Origin of the sequence: Variovorax sp. UC74_104, from assembly GCF_044055375.1 — a bacterium.
GTDB lineage: Bacteria > Pseudomonadota > Gammaproteobacteria > Burkholderiales > Burkholderiaceae_C > Variovorax.
Map to the genome: position 1 here is coordinate 42,512 of NZ_CP171978.1, position 18,981 is coordinate 61,492.

The window sequence follows — 18,981 nt, forward strand, 5'->3', positions numbered from 1 at the left end:
GCCAATGGTGCATGGTGCACGAACAATCCTACCCATGGGTATAACTTCCGCGACACGGCAAAAACCCTCTGGAGACCAGAGCGACACCACGGCACAGCCGCACCTGCCGCAAGGCACCGGCCGCCAGCGCGCGGCCACGCAGGGCACCGACCTGCAGCGCGAGCGCATCCTGCAGGCGGCTGCGCAGCTCTTCGCGGCGCAGGGCTACGCCAACACCACCATGGCGCAGATCGTGCGCGAACTGGGCGTGACCAAGCCCTTCGTGTACTACTACTTCCGCGACAAGCAGGAGATCTTCGAGACGCTGTCGTGGCGCCCCGCGGTCGACTGCTTCACCGCGCTCGACTTCGCCGCCACCGACCCGCGCCGCGCGAGCGAGAAGGTGCTCGAAGGCCTGGAGCGGCTGATCCGCGCGACCATCTCGCACCACCCGGTGGCCTTCTTCCCGTACCGCGAGCCGCAGGTGTACCGCCCCGAGTACATCGCCGCGCAGAAGAAGCTCGCGCATCACTTCTACGAGCTGCTGTGCCCGCTGCTCGAGGAAGCGCGCGCCGACGGCGACCTCGACTTCACCGAAACCAAGATCACCGCGCTCGCAGCCTGCAGCCTGCCGGGCTTCCTCTACAGCTGGTATCGCCCGGGAGGGCGCCTCTCGCCCGACGAGGTCGTGGCCGAGCTCACCAGGCTGGCGAGCCGCGTGATCGGGCTGCGAACGAAGAACTGAAGACAACACCTCCGGAGACAAAGCACCATGAAGTCCAGCAAAGCGCCACTGGCGCGGATCGCCCTTGCCTGCCTGATTGCCGCCGCCGGCGCGGCACACGCCCAGCAGGCGACCTACAAGATCGCCTACATCGACCCGCTCTCGGGCCCCTTCGCCAACGTGGGCGAGCTGATGCTGATGCACACGCAGTACGCCATCGAGGACATCAACGCGAAGGGCGGCGTGCTCGGCGGCACGAAGCTGCAGCTGCTGCAATTCGACAGCAAGCTCTCGGCCCAGGAGAGCCAGAGCGCGCTGCAGGCTGCCATCGACCAGGGCGCGAAGGCCATCGTGACCGGCGGCTCGGGCTCCTCGGTGGTCACGGCCCTTGTGCAGTCGGTGGCGCGCTGGAACCAGCGCAACCCGGGCAAGGAGCTGATCGTGCTGAACCACTCCTCCATCGACCCCGAGATGACGGGCAAGGCCTGCAGCTTCTGGCACTTCCAGACCGAGGCCAACACCGCGATGAAGATGAAGGCGCTGGCCAACTACATCAAGAAGACGCCCGACGTGAAGAAGGTCTACTTGCTGAACCAGGACTACGCGCACGGCAAGCAGTGGGCGAGCTACGGCAGGCAGCTGGTGGGCCTGGCGCGGCCTGACATCCAGTTCGTGGGCGAGACGCTGCACCCTATCGGCCGGGTGAAGGACTTCGCGCCCTACATCGCCAACGTGAAGCAAAGCGGCGCCGACTCGGTCATCACCGGCAACTGGGGCCAGGACATGACGCTGCTGCTGAAGGCGGCCGGCGACGCGGGCTACAACCTGCGCTACTTCAACCACAGCGCGGGCTCGGTGCCGGGCACGGTCACGGCGGTGTCGCAGGCCAAGCTGGGCCAGCTGACCTGGGTGGCCGAATGGCACCCGGGCGAGGCCGATACGCCGAAGGTCGACGCGCTCGCCAAGGCCTACAAGGCCAAGACCGGCAAGGACTTCCTCGCGCCGCGCATCGACATGACGCCGCGCCTGCTGGCCGCGGCCATCAACAAGGCCGGCTCCACCGACACGGTGAAGGTCGCGCATGCGCTCGAAGACCTGAGCTTCGACTCCGTGGTGGGCCCGGTGCGCATGCGCGCCGAAGACCACCAGCTGCTGCTGCCGCAGGTCGTCAACACCATCGTGCCGGTGGACGGCAAGACGGTGAAGACCGGCTGGGAAGGCACGAACTATGGTTTTCGCACCGACGCGGTCTATACCGGGAACGAACTGGCACAGGGCACGGAGTGCAAGATGGTCCGGCCCTGAGCTATTTCTTCACGACTGCTGAAGAGGGCGGGGTCTTGTAAGGGAAACCCCGTCCTGCCTGTCGCCTGTGCCGTCGGGATACTCCGGCTTGCGAAGCCCGGATATCAGAGGCGGGTCCATTCCAAAGGCACAACAAGACCATGGCAGGCAAAAACTCGCTCCACCCGATCCCGCATCCGGCGAAGAAGCCCTTCGTCGGCAACCTGCTGTCGATCGGCTCCGACTCCCCCGTGCTCGACATGTGGAAGATCGCGCAGGACCTGGGCGGCATCTACTGGCTGGACATGCCGGGCATGCCGGTGATCGTGGTGTCGTCGCCCGCGCTGGTGGACGAGCTCTGCGAGGAGGAACGCTTCGACAAGAGCACGCGCGGTGCGCTGCGCCGGCTGCGCGCCGCGTCGCACGGCCTCTTCACTTCCGACACGCACGAGGAGACCTGGTCGAAGCCGCACAACATCCTCCTGGCCAACTTCAGCCAGCGTGCGATGCAGGCCTACCACCCGATGATGCTGGACATCGCCGGGCAACTGGTCACCAAGTGGGAGCGGCTCAATTTCGACGAGGAGGTGGACGTGGTGCGCGACATGACCGCGCTCACGCTCGACACCATCGGCCTGTGCGGCTTCGGCTACCGCTTCAACTCCTTCTACCGCGAAGGCTTCCACCCCTTCGTCGATGCGATGGTGCGCACGCTGGAGACGGTGCAGAACCGCCGCGGCCTGCCGCTCGAGGAGCTGATGCTCAAGAAGGAGCTCGCCCAGCAGCGCAAGGACATCCGCTACATGCACAAGATGGTGGAAGACATCATCGAGGAGCGGCGCGCGAGCGGGGCCGACATCGCCACCAAGCCCGACCTGCTGAGCTACATGATCGCGGGCGTGGACAAGAAGAGCGGCGAGAAGCTCACCGACAAGATGATTCGCGACGAGTGCATCGAATTCCTCATCGCGGGGCACGAGACCACCAGCGGGCTGCTGTCGTTCGCCATCTACTTCCTGCTGAACAACCCCGACGCCATGGCCAAGGCGCAGGCCGAGGTCGACAACGTGTTCGGCCCCGACACCACGCAGAAGCCCACCTACGCGCAGGTCAACCGCCTGCAGTACGTGATGCAGGTGCTGAAGGAATCGCTGCGGCTGTACCCGACGGCGCCTGCGATCTCGATGCGCGCCAAGGAAGACACGAAGATCGGCGGCCAGTACACGATCAAGAAGAACAACATGGTCATCATGCATGCGCTGGCGCTGCATCGCGACAAGGGCATCTGGGGCGAGGACGCCGACCAGTTCAACCCCGACCACTTCAGCCGCGAGGCCGAGCGCGAGCGGCCGGTGAACGCCTTCAAGCCCTTCGGCAACGGCCAGCGCGCCTGCATCGGGCGGCAGTTCGCCCTGCAGGAGGCGGTGCTCACGCTGGGCATGATCCTGCAGCGCTTCAACCTGGTGGACCACACGGGCTACAAGCTGAAGATCAAGGAAGCGCTCACGATCAAGCCGGAGAGCTTCAGGATCAAGGCGCTGCTGCGCGATCCGGCCACGCGCCCGCGCGGCAACATGAGCGATGCGGCCGCGGCGCCGGTGCAGCCCGCCAAGGCCGCCGAGCGCAAGCCGCAGGCGGCGCGCCACGGCACCTCGCTGCTGGTGCTGCAGGGCTCGAACCTCGGCACCGCCGAAGACCTCGCGCGACAGCTCGCGGAGGCCGGCGAGATGCGCGGCTTCTCCACGCAGCTGGCCTCGCTCGACGACTATGCCGAGCGGCTGCCGGCCAGCGGCGCGGTCGCGATCGTCTGCGCCTCGTACAACGGCGCGGCGCCCGACAACGCGGCCGAGTTCCACCGCTGGCTCGACAAGGCCGACGACTCGCTCAACGGCGTGCGCTTCAGCGTCTTCGGCTGCGGCAACACAGACTGGGCTTCCACCTACCAGGCAGTGCCGCGCCGCATCGACGAGCGGCTCGAAGCGCTGGGCGCCACGCGCGTCCACCCGCGCGGCGAAGGCGATGCGCGCGAGGACATGGACGGCGCCTTCCAGGACTGGAGCGACGCCCTGTGGCCCGAACTGGCGAAGGCCTTCGGCATCAAGACAGGCGCCGACACGCCCGCGCAGAGCGAGCCGCTCTACACGCTGGAAGAGCTGCCGCCGCCGCAGAAGAACGCGATCGTCGATGCGCTGGGCGCGGTGGCGCTGCGCGTCATCGAGAACCGCGAACTGCAAAGCGGCGGCAATGGAGAAGCCGGCCGATCCACGCGGCACGTCGAACTGATGCTGCCCGAGGGCCTCGTCTACCGCGCCGGCGACCACCTGAGCGTGGTGCCGCGCAACAGCCCCGCGCAGGTCGAACGCGCGATGGCGCGCTTCGGCTTCGACCGCACGGCCCACGTGCGCCTGCATGCCGTCGCGGGCCGCAAGGCCGCGCTGCCGGTGGAACAGGTGATCGCGGTCGACCGCCTGCTGGGCGACTACGTCGAGCTGCAGGACGTGGCCACGCGCAAGCAGATCGCCACGCTCGCGGCGTACACCGAGTGCCCGTTCACGAAACCGAAGCTGGAGGCCCTCTCGGGCAGCGACGATGCCTCGCAGGCCGCGTACAAGGCCGAGGTGCTGCACAAGCGCAAGTCGCTGCTCGACCTGCTGGAAGAGCACCGTGCCTGCCAGGTGCCGTTCGCCGTGTTCCTGGAGATGCTGTCGCCGCTCTCGCCGCGCTACTACTCGATTTCCTCGTCGCCGACGATGACGCCAGGCCGCTGCAGCGTGACGGTGGGCGTGGTGAGCGGGCCGGCCAAGTCGGGCATCGGCACCTTCGAGGGCGTGTGCTCCAACTTCCTGGCGCGCGCCGAGGCCGGCGACACGGTGCACGGCGTGGTGCGCGAGACCACGGCCGAAGGCTTCAGGCTGCCGGAAGATGCGAGCCGGCCGCTCATCATGGTCGGCCCCGGCACCGGCCTCGCGCCGTTCCGCGGCTTCCTGCAGGAGCGCGCGGCGCAGGCCGAGGCGGGCACCGCGCTCGGCGAGGCACTGCTCTTCTTCGGCTGCCGCCATCCCGAGCAGGACTTCATCTACGCCGACGAACTCCAGGCCTGGGCACGCCGCGGCCTGATGAAGCTGCACACCGCCTTCTCGCGCGCAGGCGAGCGCAAGGTCTACGTGCAGGACCTGATCCGCGAACAGGCCGCCCAGGTGTGGAAGCTGCTGGAAGCCGGCGCGGTGGTCTACGTGTGCGGTGACGGCTCGCGCATGGAGCCCGACGTGCGGCGCACGTTGAGCGACCTCGCGCGCGAGCATGGGCATGACAGCACCGCGTGGATGGACAGGATGATTGCCGACCAGCGCTACGTGCTGGACGTGTGGGCGGGGAACTGAGGGGTCAGGCTTCCAGCGCTGGAGCGAAGGTTTCCAGCGTGCCGCGCACGCACCAGCCGTCGGCGGTCAGCGCCATCACGCTGTCGGAGAGTCGTTCGAACCCGGCAGCTGCCCTGACCTTTTCGGCGGCGGCGCACATGCGGCCCAGCGCCTCGGCGCTGCCCCGGCTGTCGGCGAAGTAGACGACGTCGCGGCTCGGCACCACCGCGACCAGCTCGCCCTCGAAGTCCTGCGCGAGCTGCGCCCACAGATCAGGCAGCAGCAGCATGCAGGCCTCGAAGCCGTCGCCCGCGACGAGCGCCCTGTAGCAGCCGAGATCCCGCGTGCGGACATTGGGCGCCACCAGCCGCAGCATGTTGTCGATGGCCAGTTCGTACATCGACTGGGTGTCGAGCCCCGTCTCTAGCAGGCCCTCGCGCGTGAGCGTGACGAACTGCACCGACGTGTCGACCACGAAGCTCACCACCAGGTCGGAGTCGGCGGCGAGCGGAAAGGCCACGGCCTCGTGCGCCTTGCGGCTGCCGCCGAGCGCCTCGATCAGGCCAAGCATGGGCCGCATCGCTTCCTCGAGCAGGCCGGCATGCCTGATGCGAGGGTAGATGGGCGGGAGGCTGTGCATGGTGGCGCCATTGTTCGGGGCGGGACGGAGGCGCCGCAAGTGACGGAAGTCATGTCTGAAGGCATATGTCCGGCCAGCCGAAGGCCCGGAAATCACCGCCCGGTGCGTCAGAAAGCGAAAAAGCCGGCAACCGCCGGCTTTTTCGATCGAGCCCTTGCAGCTCAGGCTCCCCTGTCCGGATCCGGATAGACCAGCGGCCCCAGCACCCCGCGATTGAACGGCTTCCACTCGCCCTCCGGCTGCGCCAGCCGGTCCGCCACCGCATAGAGCACCGCCGGGTGCGCTCCCAGGCCCAGGTGGCTGGCGACGACCTCGATGTTCTCCGACTGCGGGCCGGTCTTCTCGATGCTGCAGCGCCATGCGACGACGCCGTCGGTGCGGCTGAAGATCGAGGTGGTGGGCACGGGCGGCGTGGGCTGCACGAACTTCATGCGGCGCGGGTCGTGCGAGCTCTGGCCGCTCACGCCTTCGTACACGCGCCATGCGTTGGTGGCGCGCGGGCTGCCCGAGAAGGGGCTGCCCAGCGTGATGACGTTGCGGATCATGTGCGAGTACGAAGAAGCCAGCATCCGCGCGTACACGCCGCCCAGGCTCCAGCCGATGACGCTGACCTTCTGGCCGCTGCCGTCGTGCAGCGTCTTCAGCAGTTCGACCATGCCTTGCTCCACGCCCTCGCGCGGGCCGAAGTTGCGGCCCTGGCCCCAGCCGTGGGCGTCGTAGCCGCGGCTGCAGAGGTATCGGCGCAGCAGCAGCGTGGAGCCGTCGCCCGCCACCAGGCCCGGCAGCACCAGCACCGGGTGCCCGTCGCCGCGCGGCGTGAGCTGCAGCAGGGGCCACATGGCGATGCCGGCGCCGGTTTCCCAGAGCGCGCGGGCTTCAGCCAGCAGCAGCAGGCGCGAGGGCGGCGTGATGTGTTCCTTGGCGTAGGTGGCGGTGGTCATGATGGTTGGCTCCTTTGTGGTTTTTATCTGCTTCAGGACGAACATGAGGCCCGCGGACCCAATGCCCTGTGGGACGACAGCGGCATTTATCCGAGGTATTTGGCCCTCAGGTAATCGAGGTAAGCCCTCGATTCGCCGGAAACATACGGGGAAACCAGCGTGAGCGTGTAGAAAGCCGCAAGGCCCGGGTCGGCCTGCGCCAGCGCCTCCCGCCCCGGCACCAGCCGCTCGAACGAGAGCCAGCAGGTGGTGGTGAAGACCATCTGCAGCGCCAGGATGCGGGCCTGCTCCGCGCTGGTCTCGATCACGCCCGAGGCCACGAGGCCTTCGCACAGCGTCTGCGCGGCGAGCAGGTTCTGCGCGGTGAGGGCCTGCGCGCGCTGGCCGAGCGCCGGGTATTCGCTGGCCAGGAAGGCCATGTCGCGGTAGATGAAGCGGTATTCGTCGATGGCCTCGAAGCGCAGGTGCAGCGCCAGCCAGAGGTCGTCGATGGCCGCGATGGAGGCCGATGAGCCGTTCAGGGCCTCCAGCCGCTGCTCGAAGCGCCTGAACAGCCATTCGACGATGAGCTGCTTGGCCTTGAAGTGGTAGTGCAGGTTGCCCGGGCTGATGCCCAGTTCCGCTGCGATCTTGTGGGTCGACACGGCCGCGAGGCCTTGCGCGTTGAACAGCGCGAGGCTGGCCTGCAGGATGCGGTCGCGCGTGGTGTTGGAGCTGGCCACAAGCGGCTTGCTGCTTTGCCTGCCGTTCAGCGCTTGCCGCGCCCGCGGGTTGTGCCTGCGCTGCCACCTGTGCCGGTGCCGGCTTCGAGTTGCACCACGCGCTCGCGCAACTGCGCCACTTCGTCGCGCAGGGCCTGCACCTCGGCGGCGTCGGGCATGCCCAGGCGCTGCATGGCGGTGGCGACGCGCTGGTCGAACACGTCCTCGAACTTGCGGATGCCGAAGCTGTCGAGCCCCAGGCCAGGGACCTTGCCCTGCCCGATGCCGAGCAGGCCTTCGATCACGTTGGCCTGGCGCTTGGCAACGTCGTTGCGCACGTTGTCCAGCGCCTTGAGGCCGGCGCGCAGCAGGACTTCGGCCTTGCCGGGCTCGGCGGGCTTCTTGCTCGCCGCGGGCGCCGCCTTACGGGGCGCCGTCTTCCCGGCGGCTGCCGGAGCCTTCTTCGCAGGCGCTGCCCTCTTCTTCAACTTTGCAGTTTCGTCAGGACGGGTCGCCATGCAGTGCTCCAGATGCCGGAAAAAGGGAAAAGGGCGCCGCAAGGCGCCCGGGGGTCAGGCCGCCTTGCGAGCGGCGGCGCGGCGAACCGGCTTCTTCGCGGCGGCGGCCTTGGCCTTCACCGTGCGAACCGGCTTGGCGGCTTGTTCGGTGCCGTTCACGCGGGCTTCGATCTGCTTGGTGCCGGCGGCGATGCGGTCGGCGATCTGCACCGAGACGGTGGCCAGCGGCTGGTTCAGCGCGCCGAGGGCGTTGATCACCGAGGTGGCGACCGGCGATTCGACGCGGGCCACGCGGCCGGCGACGGCTTCGATGCCGCTGGTGGTGCCGGCGGCGACGCGGTCCATCACCGAGACGATGCGGCCGGTGTCGATATCCACGCGGTTGGCCAGGAAGCCGTTGATCTTCTCCTGCGCGCCGATCAGGTTGGCCTTGACCTGCTCGCTCACCAGCGGGAGCTGGCGGCTGCCGAGGAAGTCGCTGTAGCGCGAAGCGGCGCCGCCCAGCAGGCGGTGCACGCCGGCGCGGTAGGCACCGACCAGGGTCTTGCCCGCGTCGTTGTACTGGCCGACGACGTGGACGGCTGCGGAAGCGATGGAGGTTTGCGTGGACATGATGGAGATTTCCTTGAAGTTGATGGGCTTCGCGAAGGAAACGAGAGATGAATCAGTCGCGATGGGCCTATCTTCTTCCGCGGGGCCTAGGCCTGGAAAACTAGAACGGTCGGAAAACTAGTCCAACTGCCCCAATTTTCTTCGGCCGGCCCGGCCTGCCGATCAGGCCACGGCGGCCCTGGGCGAGGCGCTCGACGAACGCTTGGCCGGGGCGGCCTTGCGGGCCGGAGGTTTGGGCGTGGCCTTCTTCGCGGCGGTTTTCGCGGGGGCCTTGGCTGCCACCTTCGCGGCGGCCTTCACTGGCGCCTTCTTCGCAGCGACCTTGACCGGGGCCTTCTTGCGAGCAGCCGGCTTCTTCTTTGTGGCAGCGGCAACGGGCCTGGCTTCGGCTTCGTCGTCCGAAGGCTCCGCCACCGTCTTCGGCGGCACCGGAGCGGGCGCGGCGCCGGCTGCGGCCGGGTGCTTCTGCGTCAGTTCCATCAGCAGCTTGTGCTCGGCCAGCATGTAGTCGCCGATCTCGGTGATGTCGGGCACCGCGCGGCGGCAGGCGATCAGGCCGTAGTCCATGCGGCCGTTGTAGCTCTGCACCGTCACGTTGAGGGCCGTGCCGTGGCTGGCGATCGACACCGGGTAGTAGCAGGTGACCAGCGCACCCGCGAAATACATCGGGAACGGCGCGCCCGCCACGTTGGAGATGGCGACGTTGGCCGCCGGCGGCAGCAGGTTGACAATGCCCGAGCGCCCCACCATCGACGCGATGCCCGACACCAGCCAGGGCGCGGCGAAGGTCGGAAAGTCGTCGAGGACCACCGCCTTGAAGCGGTTCATGGTCGACTTCGAGCTGGTCGACGAGGCGTTGATGGCCTTCAGCCGCTGTATCGGGTCGGTGATGTCGCTGGCCAGGCTCACGAGGATCATGCTGGCCTGGTTGTTCGCCGTGTCGTCGCCCGCCTCGCGCAGGCTCACCGGAACGCCTGCCACCAGCGGCTTGGCCGGCAGTTCGTTGTTGTCGGCCAGGTAGTGGCGCAGCGCGCCCGACACGGTGGCCAGCACCACGTCGTTGAGCGACACGCCGAAGTGCTTGGCGATGTACTTGGTCTCGGCCAGCGAGATGGTGCGGCCCGCGAAGGTGCGCTGGTTGGTGATCGACACGTTGAGCGACGTGCGCGGCGCGAAGAGGTTGAACTTCTTCGGCGCGGCGGCGGTGTCCTTCTCGGCCGCCTTCTCGTCGGGCTTGGCGAGGCCGCTGATGGCGCGCGCGATGGCCGGCGCCATCTTGAAGAGCTTCACATACTGCTGCGCGGTGTTGCGCAGCGCGGCGGTCGCGAGCTCGGCCATGCCCAGCTGGTAGTTGCTGGCGCGCGGGCGGCTGCGCGGCGGCTTCACCACGCGTCCGGTGGGCTCCAGGTCGAAGATGGCCTTGCCCACTTCCACGCCGGCCTGGCCGTCGATACCCGCATGGTGCACCTTGGTGTAGAGCGCCACCTGGCCGCTCTTGAGGCCGTCGATGATGTAGAACTCCCACATCGGGCGGCTGCGGTCGATGAGCGACGAATGCAGCCTCGCCACGTACTGCTGCAACTGCCGGTTGGTTCCGGGCCTGGGCAGCGTGATGTGGCGCACGTGGTAGTCGAGGTCGATGTCGTTGTCTTCCACCCAGACCGGGTTGGTCATGTCGAAGGGCATCAGCGCGAGCTTGCGCGTGAACACGTCGGCCAGGTGGATGCGGCTGGCCATGAACTTCTTGGCGTCCTCGTAGAACTCGCCCTTGTAGCCCTTGGGCAGGTCCAGCACGTTCAGCGAGCCCACGTGCATGGGCATTTCCGGCGTTTCCAGGTGCAGGAAGGTGGCATCAAGACCGCTCAGGTGTTTCATGTGTGGTGTCTCCTTGGTGGGGCATGAGCCGTCTGGCAGGATACCGTGGGCATCGCGTTCCAGGGCCTTCGCTTTTTCAGTGTTTCCACCGAGGGCAGGCACGGGCGCGACAGGGGTTTGCCCCAGTAATCCGAAAGTGCGGCATCCGCAAAGGCCCCTCGACAACCTCTCGCAGGGCGCCATGTCTTTCCATGCCTTTCCATGTCTTTCATGGGGCCTCCGCAAGGCCTCCGTAAGGCCTCCGTACACTGGCGCCATGACATCCAGCCTCCCCCCGCAACAGGACGACGACTACCTCTGGCTAGAGGACATCGACGGAGAGAAACAACTGGCCTGGGCGCGCGCCGAGAACGCCGTCACCGTGCAGGCCTACGCGCAGTCGCCTGCGTTCGAGGCGCTCCAGCAGGGCATCCTCGAGGTACTCGACTCCGACGAGCGCATTCCGATGGTCTACAAGATCGGCCCGCGCTTCTTCTACAACTTCTGGCGCGACAAGGCGCATCCGAAGGGCGTCTGGCGCCGCACCACGCTCGACGAGTACCGCAAGCCCCGGCCCGAATGGGAGACGGTGCTCGACCTCGACGCGCTGGCCGCGGCCGAGGGCGAGAACTGGGTCTGGCACGGCGCCGACTGCCTGGAGCCCGAATACAGGCGCTGCCTGATCTCGCTGTCGCGCGGCGGCGCCGACGCCGACGTGGTGCGCGAGTTCGACCTGGAGACGAAGCAGTTCGTGCCCGGCGGCTTCTCGCTGCCCGAGGCGAAGAACCACGTGGGCTGGAAGGACATCGACCACCTCTACGTGGCCACCGACTTCGGCCCCGGCTCCATGACCAGCTCCAGCTACCCGCGCATCGTGAAAGAGTGGCGCCGCGGCACGCCGCTGGAGAGCGCGGTGACCGTGTACGAGGGCCTGCACGAGGACATGTCCGTGAGCGCCTGGCGCGACAACACGCCCGGCTTCGAGCGCGACTTCGTCTCGCGCCAGATGGACTTCTACGAGAGCGAGACCTGGCTGCGCGGCGCCGACGGCAAGCTCGTGAAGATCGACGTGCCCGACGACTGCGACACCGACATCACGCGCGAGTGGCTGCTAGTCGAGCCGCGCGAGGACTGGACCGTGGGCGGCACTACGTACAGGGCGGGCTCGCTGCTGGCCACGAAGTTCGACGACTACATGGCCGGCAGCCGCGCGCTCACGGTGCTGTTCGAGCCCGACGACACCACGGCGCTCGACGACTACTCGTGGACGCGCAACCACCTGATCGTCAACGTGATGCACGACGTGGTGAACCGCCTGGAGGTGCTCACGCCCCCGGCCGACGGCAAGGGCCCATGGAAGCGCGAGGGCCTGGGCGGCGCGCCCGAGCTCTCGACCATCGCGGCGGGCGGCATCGACGAGGACGAGAACGACGACTACTTCCTCACCGTGAGCGGCTTCCTGCAGCCCACCACGCTCTACATCGGCACCATCGGGCAGGGCGAGCCCGAGGCGCTCAAGCACAGCCCCGCCTTCTTCGACGCCTCGCGCCACCGCGTGAGCCAGCACTTCGCCACCTCGAAGGACGGCACGCGCGTGCCCTACTTCGAGATCGCGCCGAAGGACCTGAAGGCCGACGGCACCAACCCCACGCTGCAGCACGCCTACGGCGGCTTCGAGGTGCCCTTGCAGCCCGCCTACAGCGGCAGCATCGGCCGTGCATGGCTGGACCAGGGCGGCGTGTACGTCGTCGCCAACATCCGCGGCGGCGGCGAGTACGGCCCGCGCTGGCACCAGGCCGCGCTGCAGGAGAACCGGCTTCGCACCTGCGAGGACTTCGCGGCCGTCTCCGAGGACCTCATCGCGCGCAGGGTCACCTCGCCCGCGCACCTGGGCGCCATGGGCGGCAGCAACGGCGGGCTGCTGATGGGCAACATGCTCACGCTATACCCGCACCTGTACGGCGCCATCGTGAGCGAGGTGGCGCTGCTGGACATGCGCCGCTACACGCACCTTTCGGCCGGCGCCTCGTGGATCGCGGAGTACGGCGACCCCGACCAGCCCGAGGAGTGGGAGTTCATCCGCACCTTCTCGCCCTACGAGAACGCGAAGCCGGGGCTGGCCTGTCCGCCTGTGCTCTTCACCACCTCCACCCGCGACGACCGCGTGGGCCCGGTGCATGCGCGCAAGATGCACGCGAGGATGAAGGCGCTGGGCTACGACAGCAGCTTCTACGAGAACCTGGAAGGCGGCCACAGCGCGGCCACGGACAACAAGGAGTCCGCCTTCATGGACGCGCTGGGCTACGCGTACCTGTGGCAACACCTGAGGAGCTGAAATGAGCAACGCGAACGTCACCCTCGAACTGATCGGCGCGCCCACCGACGTCGGCGCCAGCGTGCGCGGCGCCGGCATGGGGCCCGACGCGCTGCGCGTGGCGGGCCTGCCGGAGGCGCTCGCGCGGCAGGGCTATGCGGTCGTCGACCGGGGCAACCTCGCGGGGCCGGCCACGCCGTGGGCTCCGCCGGCCAACGGGCTGCGGCATCTGGACGAGGTGATCGCGTGGAACCGCGCCGTCTACGCGGCCATCGACGCCACGCTGGGCGCCGGCCACGTGCCGCTGATGATGGGCGGCGACCACTGCCTGGCCATCGGCTCGATCAGCGCGGTGGCGTGGCATGCGCGCAAGCGGGGCAAGAAGCTGCGCGTGCTGTGGCTCGACGCGCATTCCGACGTCAACACCGAGACCACCAGCCCCAGCGGCAACCTGCACGGCATGCCGGTGTCGTGCCTGCTGGGCCACGGGCCGGCGGTGCTCACGGGCTGGAGCGGCGAGCGCGCGGCGCTGCAGCACGACGCGATCCGCTTCATCGGCATCCGCAGCGTGGACGGCGACGAGAAGGAAGCCATCCGCACGCTGGGCCTGAACGTGTTCGACATGCGCCACATCGACGAGCACGGCATGCGCACCACCATGACCGAGGCGCTGCAGGACGTCGACGAAGACACGCACCTGCACGTGAGTTTCGACCTCGACTGCCTCGACCCGGCCGATGCACCCGGCGTGGGCACCGGCGTGCGCGGCGGGCCCACCTACCGCGAGATGCAGCTGTGCATGGAAATGATCGCCGACACCGGGCGGCTGGGATCGCTCGACGTGGTGGAGCTGAACCCGGCCCTCGACGTGCGCAACCAGACGGCCGAGGTGGCCGTCGAGCTCATCGAGAGCCTGTTCGGCAAGTCGACGCTGGTGAGGTAGAAAAGCTCAGGGGCGCTCGACCTGCGCGGCCTTAACGCGCGTCAGGTAGCCCTGGTAGGCCGGAATGGCAACGGCCGCCAGGATGCCCAGCCCGAAGATCACGGGCATCAGCCACGCGCCGATCAGCACGCCGATGCCGTTGGGCGGCGGCGGGGCGCCGAAGCGGTTGCGGCCCTTGGTGCCCGGCTTGAAGATCCAGATCAGCGCGACGAACGGAATCAGCGCCAGGAACAGCATCCAGCCAGACCAGTCCATGTCGTGCGAACGCTGGATGCCGGTCAGCACGTAGAAGACCAGGTAGGGAATGGCGAGCAGGAAGGTCAGCCCTCCGATCGCGCCTTCCGACCGCGCGAGGCCGGTGACGCCGAGGATCACGCCCAGCAAGACGGCCGCGACGATGAAGATGAGGTAAGAAAAAAGCGTGTACGCCAGGAAGCGGGCGCGTCCGATGCGGCCCTTGGCGGACCACAGCTTGACGGGCTGCACGGCGCCGGAATCGCCCTCGTACACGTCGGCCACCGCCGAGCGGGGCGCCGCGTACGGATTGGGATTGGTGAAATCGGTCGTCATGTTTTCTCTCTCCTCTGCTTTGATTTGTGAAGCACCCATTGTGGGCAAAGACCTTTACAAAAGGCCAGCCCTTTTGACTGCGTGGTAGCGATTCACCAGCGCCACGGCCAGGTCGGCAGGCTCCACGTCGACCGACAGCGGATCGTTGCCCACCACGCGCGCAAAGGCGTCGCGGCGCGACTGATCGAACAGGTGCGCCGCGGCCACGTCGACCGCGTCGCGCGCATGCACCAGCGGCTGGCTGGCGATGTGGCCCAGCACGCGCTCGCGCAGGCTCGCCACCAGCACCAGGTGCTTGCGGCGCAGCAGCTTGATGGCGGGGCGCAGCTCGGCGGCGTCCTCGTCGCGGAAGTTGGTCAGCACGATGACCAGCGCGCGCCGCTTCTGCACCCGCAGCAGTTCCTGCGCGGCCAGCAGGTAGTCGGAATGGGTGGCGCCGGGCTGGATGTCGTGCAGCCGGTTCATCAGCGCGTTGAGCGTGGCGCTGCCCTTGCGCGGGGCGAAGTCGCGGCGCTCTTCGGCGGGGCAACCGAAGGTCATGGCGCCGACTTCGTCGCCCTCCTTCAGCGCGACGTAGCTCAGCAGCATCAGCGCGTTGAGCGCCTCGTCGAAGTGGCTGCTGGCCTTCAGCGCCAGCGCGCCTTCGTCGGCGCGCATGCGGCGGCCGCAGTCGAGCAGGAACAGCACGCACTGGTCGCGGTCGTCCTGGAACTCGCGCACGATGGGCCTGCGCTGGCGCTGCGTGGCCTTCCAGTCGATGTGGCGCAGCGAGTCGCCGGTCTTGTAGTCGGCCAGCTGCCGGAAGTCGGTGCCGAGCCCGCGCTGCGCATAGGTCTTGATGCCGATCTGCGCGAGCCGCCGGTCGCCCGACAGCCACGCATAGCGCGCCAGCGCGGCGAAGTTGGGATACACGCGCAGCCGGCGCGGCTCGCCGAGCGTCTGCCGCATCTCGAAGCAGCCGAGACGGGTGCGCCAGCGCAGCTGCGTGGCGCCGAACTGCGCGACGCCGCGCTGCGTGGCGGTGGCCGTGTAGCGCAGCGCGACGCGCGAGAGCGCCGGCACCGTGTGCTCCTGCGGCAAGCCCTCGAAGGCGAAGTGCGTGTCCAGCTCGTCGAACACCGACACCCGCCAGGCCTGTGGACCTTCATTGACCAGCGTGAGCGTCAGCACGGTGGGCACGCCGAGCGAGAACGCGCCCGGCAGGTTGCGTTCGATGCGCAGCGGCGCCGCGCGCCACGCGCGCAGGCTGCTCCACAGGTCGAAGCCGGCGAGCACGAAACCCAGCGCCAGCAGCACGCCCGCCGCGACGGCGACGTAGTCCAGCGGCGCGCCCAGCAGCAGCGCCACCGCGGCGGCCGCGCTCAAGCCGGCCAGCGCCAGCACGGGCGGGCGCGCGGGAATCGGAATGGCAGCTCGCATCCGCGCGGTGCCTAGAGCCGCGGGGCTTCCACGCTGTCGCGCGCGGCACGCAGCAGGGTGTCCACGCCCATGCCTTCGAGCTGCGCGTCGGGCGAGATCGTCACGCGATGCCGCAGCGCGGGCAGCGCCTGGCGCGCCACGTCGTCGGGCGTGATGAAGTCGCGCCCCGCCATCAGCGCGGCGGCGCGGGCGGCACGCACCAGCGCCATGGTGCCGCGCGGCCCTGCGCCCGACGACAGCCCCGGCCAGTCGCGCGTGGCGCGCGCGATGCGCACCGCGTAGTCGATCACGCGCTCGTCGGCCTGCACCAGGCAGGCCAGCCGCTGCAATTCGAGCACCTGCGCCTCGTCGAGGCAGGGGCGCACGGCCTCCAGCGGAAACTGGTTGCCCGCACGCTGCCGCGTGGTGAGCTGAACGATGGCGTTCTCTTCGCTGTGGCTCGGAAAGCCGATGTCGATCTTCAGCAGGAACCGGTCGAGCTGCGCCTCGGGCAGCGGATAGGTGCCCTCGGTGTCGATCGGGTTCTGCGTGGCCATCACCATGAAGGGACGCGGCAGCGCCATGGCTTTGCCTTCGAGCGTGACCTGGTACTCCTGCATGACTTCGAGCAGCGCGCTCTGGGTCTTGGCCGGCGCGCGGTTGATCTCGTCGGCCAGCAGCAGGTTGGTGAACACCGGGCCCTGGTGCACGCGCAGGGTGCCGAGGCTGCCGTCGCCGCGCGAGGCGATGTCGAGCACCGCGTGGCCGGTGACGTCCGAGGGCATCAGGTCGGGCGTGAACTGCACGCGCGAATAGCGCAGCGTCATGGCCTGCGCGAGCGCGCGTGCGAGCAGGGTCTTGCCGAGCCCCGGCACCCCTTCGATCAGCACGTGGCCCGAGGCCACCAGCGCCACCAGCGTCTGGTCGACCGCCTCGAGCTGGCCGACCACGGCCTGGCCGACCTCGGCGCGCAGCGTCTGCAGCCACTGGGCCGCGCGCGTCAGTTCTTCGGGTTGGATGGCTTGCATGGGCGTCTCTCGGTTCAGGATGAAGAGGAAGAAGAAGGTGATGAAGAGGAGGAAGGCCGGGGCGTGAACGGGCCGTTGGCGTCGAGCCGCCTGCGCGCGGTTTCGAGCACCTCCAGGTCCACCGCCATGCCGCCGGCATGCCGGGCTCGCGCGCCGTCCATCGCGCGCGCGACCATGGCCGCGTCCAGGCCGGTCGCCCGGGCGATGGCGGCCGCGCGCGCCGCGGCATCGCGATGGGCATGGCCGCGCAGCTGGCGGCGGGCGGACTCGTCGAGCGCGCGCAGCTGCGCCGCGTGCAGTGCCTGTGCGCCGTGCATGTGCAGGAAGCCGGCGGTGCCGCGCACCTGCTCTGCCATGGAGCGCCGGTGCGTGCCGGCGGAAGGCGCCAGCGGCCCGAAGCGCACGGCCGCGCGCCACAGCGCGAATGCCAGCGCCAGCATGCCGACGACCAGCGCCACCCAGCCCCGGTTCCAGATCCAGAGCATGAAGGGCTCGCGTGCCTCCTCGACGACGAACCACACCTCCGCCCCGCTGCGCGCCTGCACGGCCGCGGCGGCGAACAACGCGTTGTCGGCGCGCAGCAGGTTCTCGTTGTGCCACAGGCCCCAGGGCATCACGGTGACGGTGCCCCTGCCGACCCGCACGCGGATCGCCTCCGTGGTGCCGCGCGCGCCGAGCACGGCCCACAGCGGCGGCGGCTGCCTGTCGGCAGCGCGGTAGTGCGACGACGCCCACCATGCGCAGATGCGGAAGCTGCGTCCGCCGGCATAGCTCGCGGGCACGGTGCCGGGCTCCGTGACGGCGTGGCAGTCCGAGTCCTTGGGCGGCGGCTCGAAGCGGCGCGAGGCGGGCTTTTTCTTCTTCGGATCGGGAGCGGCTTTATCTTTCTTCTCGTCCGACGCGGGCGGCTTCTCGCGGACCAGCGGAAGCCAGTCTTCCAGCTGCTCGCCGCTGACCAGGTAGTTGGGGATCACCAGGTGCCCGCCCTGCTCCACCCATTCGCGCAGGCGCCGGCCGCGCTCGGGGAACATGTCCCAGTGGCTGGAGGCGAGCACCAGCCGCGCCTGCGCGGGCGGCATGGCATCGAGGCTCTCGCGCCTGACCACCTTCATGCCGAGTTCGCGCAGCATGGCCTGCGCGCCGTAGAACCGGTTCTTCCTGGCTTCGCCGCTCGCGGGCGTGGGCACCTCGGTGTCCGCCCATTCGGTGGCGGAGACCAGCCAGAAGCCGACCAGCGCCACCACCAGCACCGCGAGGATGCGGACCACCCAGGCGCTGTTGTTGTTGCTGCTGCTGGCGCTGCTCATGCGGCCGCGCCCTTCAGTCCGTCGGCAGGCGCGCTGGCAGCGGCGGCTGCGTCGGGCAGGTGCAGGTCGAACTCGCCGCAGATCGCCAGCACCTGCGCCGTGCCGGGCAGCCGGCCGCCGTACGCGGCCAGTTGCCAGGCATCCACCAGCCTCACGAAGAAGGCCTGCGCCTCGGGCGCGAGCCGCGTCGCGGCAAGCGCCACGCACTCGCCCTCCGTGCTCGCGGCACGCACCGGCACACCGTGCGCATGCGCCAGGCGCGACAGCGCCCCGCGATACAGCAGCGACAGCGCCGGGCGCTGCTGCCCGCGCTGCCAGAGCGCGGCCGCGGCATTGCCGATGTCGTCCGGCAGGCTCTCGGGCCGGATGTCGAGGCTGCCGACATGGCTGGGCAGCAGCGCCTTGCCCGGCCGCGCACCGCCGGCGCGCACCCGCACCCAGCGATGCAGCCGGACCACCAGCCAAGCCACCGCCAGCGCCGCCAGTCCCCAGATCAGCCAGCGCGCCCCCTCGGCCACCGCCCGCACGAAATCGCGCAGCCAGTCGAGGCCGCCCGTCTTCTTCTCGGGCTCCTCTTCCTCTTCGTCGCGGTCCTTGAAGCGCAGCTGCTTCTCGGTCTTGGTGCCGGGCATGTTCGGGTCGGCACGCACCTTGTCGATCGCGGCCGTCACCTGCTCGCGCGTGGATGCAGTTCCGTCCGCAGCCAAGGCCGCCGAAGGCGCCATCACCCCCACGCACAAGAGCACGAGCAGCGCGACCACAAGCCCCCTTCCAGGGATACCGTGGAACCGGCTCTGCCGGGCCACCGG

The 18,981-nt window shown here is 69.0% G+C and carries 16 protein-coding genes; 5 read left to right on the forward strand and 11 right to left on the reverse strand.

What is annotated here, in order from left to right:
* Positions 1–34: 34 nt before the first annotated feature.
* The 3 genes from ACHMXA_RS00165 to ACHMXA_RS00175 all read left to right on the forward strand — a co-directional run bounded on the left by ACHMXA_RS00165 (position 35) and on the right by ACHMXA_RS00175 (position 5,367).
* A complete protein-coding gene (locus tag ACHMXA_RS00165; protein ID WP_176668378.1) occupies positions 35–724 on the forward strand; it encodes a TetR/AcrR family transcriptional regulator in 690 nt (229 codons plus the stop codon).
* A 27-nt stretch (positions 725–751) separates the two neighbouring features.
* Positions 752–2,008 carry a branched-chain amino acid ABC transporter substrate-binding protein gene (locus ACHMXA_RS00170; protein WP_395317567.1) on the forward strand — a complete coding sequence of 419 codons (1,257 nt, stop codon included), beginning with the start codon at positions 752–754 and terminating at the stop codon, positions 2,006–2,008.
* Between the two features lie 140 nt (positions 2,009–2,148).
* Positions 2,149–5,367: a bifunctional cytochrome P450/NADPH--P450 reductase gene (locus ACHMXA_RS00175; protein ID WP_395317568.1), complete on the forward strand. Its 3,219-nt coding sequence runs from the start codon at positions 2,149–2,151 to the stop codon at positions 5,365–5,367.
* Between the two features lie 4 nt (positions 5,368–5,371).
* Here ACHMXA_RS00175 and ACHMXA_RS00180 read toward each other — a convergent pair whose 3' ends face one another.
* The 6 genes from ACHMXA_RS00180 to ACHMXA_RS00205 all read right to left on the reverse strand — a co-directional run bounded on the left by ACHMXA_RS00180 (position 5,372) and on the right by ACHMXA_RS00205 (position 10,633).
* Entirely contained in the window at positions 5,372–5,986 is a 615-nt protein-coding gene (locus ACHMXA_RS00180; protein ID WP_395317569.1) for a hypothetical protein, read from the reverse strand.
* 161 nt (positions 5,987–6,147) lie between these two features.
* The gene (locus ACHMXA_RS00185) at positions 6,148–6,927 is read right to left on the reverse strand and encodes an esterase/lipase family protein (protein ID WP_395317570.1); all 780 of its coding nucleotides are present in this window, start codon (positions 6,925–6,927) and stop codon (positions 6,148–6,150) included.
* Between the two features lie 86 nt (positions 6,928–7,013).
* Positions 7,014–7,649 carry a TetR/AcrR family transcriptional regulator gene (locus tag ACHMXA_RS00190; RefSeq protein ID WP_176668383.1) on the reverse strand — a complete coding sequence of 212 codons (636 nt, stop codon included), beginning with the start codon at positions 7,647–7,649 and terminating at the stop codon, positions 7,014–7,016.
* 26 nt (positions 7,650–7,675) lie between these two features.
* Positions 7,676–8,116 carry a phasin family protein gene (locus ACHMXA_RS00195; protein ID WP_395317571.1) on the reverse strand — a complete coding sequence of 147 codons (441 nt, stop codon included), beginning with the start codon at positions 8,114–8,116 and terminating at the stop codon, positions 7,676–7,678.
* Between the two features lie 84 nt (positions 8,117–8,200).
* Positions 8,201–8,758, reverse strand: a complete 558-nt coding sequence (locus tag ACHMXA_RS00200) for a hypothetical protein (RefSeq protein ID WP_395317572.1) — start codon at positions 8,756–8,758, stop codon at positions 8,201–8,203.
* A gap of 162 nt (positions 8,759–8,920) precedes the next feature.
* Positions 8,921–10,633, reverse strand: coding sequence for a wax ester/triacylglycerol synthase family O-acyltransferase (locus tag ACHMXA_RS00205; protein WP_395317573.1), 1,713 nt, complete (start codon positions 10,631–10,633; stop codon positions 8,921–8,923).
* A gap of 256 nt (positions 10,634–10,889) precedes the next feature.
* Between ACHMXA_RS00205 and ACHMXA_RS00210 the strand changes: the two genes are divergently transcribed.
* Both ACHMXA_RS00210 and rocF read left to right on the forward strand, forming a co-directional pair.
* A complete protein-coding gene (locus tag ACHMXA_RS00210) occupies positions 10,890–12,947 on the forward strand; it encodes a prolyl oligopeptidase family protein (protein ID WP_395317574.1) in 2,058 nt (685 codons plus the stop codon).
* Position 12,948: 1 nt separating this feature from the next.
* Positions 12,949–13,869 (forward strand): arginase, encoded by a 921-nt coding sequence (gene rocF / locus ACHMXA_RS00215; RefSeq protein WP_176668388.1) that lies wholly within the window; start codon positions 12,949–12,951, stop codon positions 13,867–13,869.
* A 6-nt stretch (positions 13,870–13,875) separates the two neighbouring features.
* On the opposite strand, the gene ACHMXA_RS00220 is transcribed toward rocF, so the two are convergent.
* From ACHMXA_RS00220 to ACHMXA_RS00240, 5 genes are read right to left on the reverse strand one after another with little or no spacing between them, the layout of a single operon-like run.
* Positions 13,876–14,439, reverse strand: a complete 564-nt coding sequence (locus tag ACHMXA_RS00220; RefSeq protein ID WP_395317575.1) for a DUF805 domain-containing protein — start codon at positions 14,437–14,439, stop codon at positions 13,876–13,878.
* Between the two features lie 54 nt (positions 14,440–14,493).
* Positions 14,494–15,858 carry a DUF58 domain-containing protein gene (locus ACHMXA_RS00225; RefSeq protein ID WP_395317576.1) on the reverse strand — a complete coding sequence of 455 codons (1,365 nt, stop codon included), beginning with the start codon at positions 15,856–15,858 and terminating at the stop codon, positions 14,494–14,496.
* An 11-nt stretch (positions 15,859–15,869) separates the two neighbouring features.
* Positions 15,870–16,865: an AAA family ATPase gene (locus ACHMXA_RS00230; RefSeq protein ID WP_395317577.1), complete on the reverse strand. Its 996-nt coding sequence runs from the start codon at positions 16,863–16,865 to the stop codon at positions 15,870–15,872.
* 14 nt (positions 16,866–16,879) lie between these two features.
* Positions 16,880–18,172: a DUF4350 domain-containing protein gene (locus ACHMXA_RS00235; RefSeq protein WP_395317578.1), complete on the reverse strand. Its 1,293-nt coding sequence runs from the start codon at positions 18,170–18,172 to the stop codon at positions 16,880–16,882.
* On the reverse strand, positions 18,169–18,933 hold the full coding sequence (locus tag ACHMXA_RS00240) for a DUF4129 domain-containing protein (RefSeq protein ID WP_395317579.1): 765 nt from the start codon (positions 18,931–18,933) through the stop codon (positions 18,169–18,171). Before ACHMXA_RS00240 ends, ACHMXA_RS00235 begins: the two co-directional genes overlap by 4 nt.
* Positions 18,934–18,981 lie beyond the last annotated feature (48 nt).

Bases quoted from the DNA above. Each gene is read 5' to 3' on its own strand.
- ACHMXA_RS00235 (WP_395317578.1), bottom strand. From the start codon at position 18,172: ATGAGCAGCGCCAGCAGCAGCAACAACAACAGCGCCTGGGTGGTCCGC.
- ACHMXA_RS00225 (WP_395317576.1), bottom strand. From the start codon at position 15,858: ATGCGAGCTGCCATTCCGATTCCCGCGCGCCCGCCCGTGCTGGCGCTG.
- ACHMXA_RS00230 (WP_395317577.1), bottom strand. From the start codon at position 16,865: ATGCAAGCCATCCAACCCGAAGAACTGACGCGCGCGGCCCAGTGGCTG.
- ACHMXA_RS00205 (WP_395317573.1), bottom strand. From the start codon at position 10,633: ATGAAACACCTGAGCGGTCTTGATGCCACCTTCCTGCACCTGGAAACG.
- ACHMXA_RS00180 (WP_395317569.1), bottom strand. From the start codon at position 5,986: ATGCACAGCCTCCCGCCCATCTACCCTCGCATCAGGCATGCCGGCCTG.
- ACHMXA_RS00210 (WP_395317574.1), top strand. From the start codon at position 10,890: ATGACATCCAGCCTCCCCCCGCAACAGGACGACGACTACCTCTGGCTA.
- ACHMXA_RS00200 (WP_395317572.1), bottom strand. From the start codon at position 8,758: ATGTCCACGCAAACCTCCATCGCTTCCGCAGCCGTCCACGTCGTCGGC.
- ACHMXA_RS00185 (WP_395317570.1), bottom strand. From the start codon at position 6,927: ATGACCACCGCCACCTACGCCAAGGAACACATCACGCCGCCCTCGCGC.
- ACHMXA_RS00170 (WP_395317567.1), top strand. From the start codon at position 752: ATGAAGTCCAGCAAAGCGCCACTGGCGCGGATCGCCCTTGCCTGCCTG.
- ACHMXA_RS00220 (WP_395317575.1), bottom strand. From the start codon at position 14,439: ATGACGACCGATTTCACCAATCCCAATCCGTACGCGGCGCCCCGCTCG.
- ACHMXA_RS00165 (WP_176668378.1), top strand. From the start codon at position 35: ATGGGTATAACTTCCGCGACACGGCAAAAACCCTCTGGAGACCAGAGC.
- rocF (WP_176668388.1), top strand. From the start codon at position 12,949: ATGAGCAACGCGAACGTCACCCTCGAACTGATCGGCGCGCCCACCGAC.
- ACHMXA_RS00175 (WP_395317568.1), top strand. From the start codon at position 2,149: ATGGCAGGCAAAAACTCGCTCCACCCGATCCCGCATCCGGCGAAGAAG.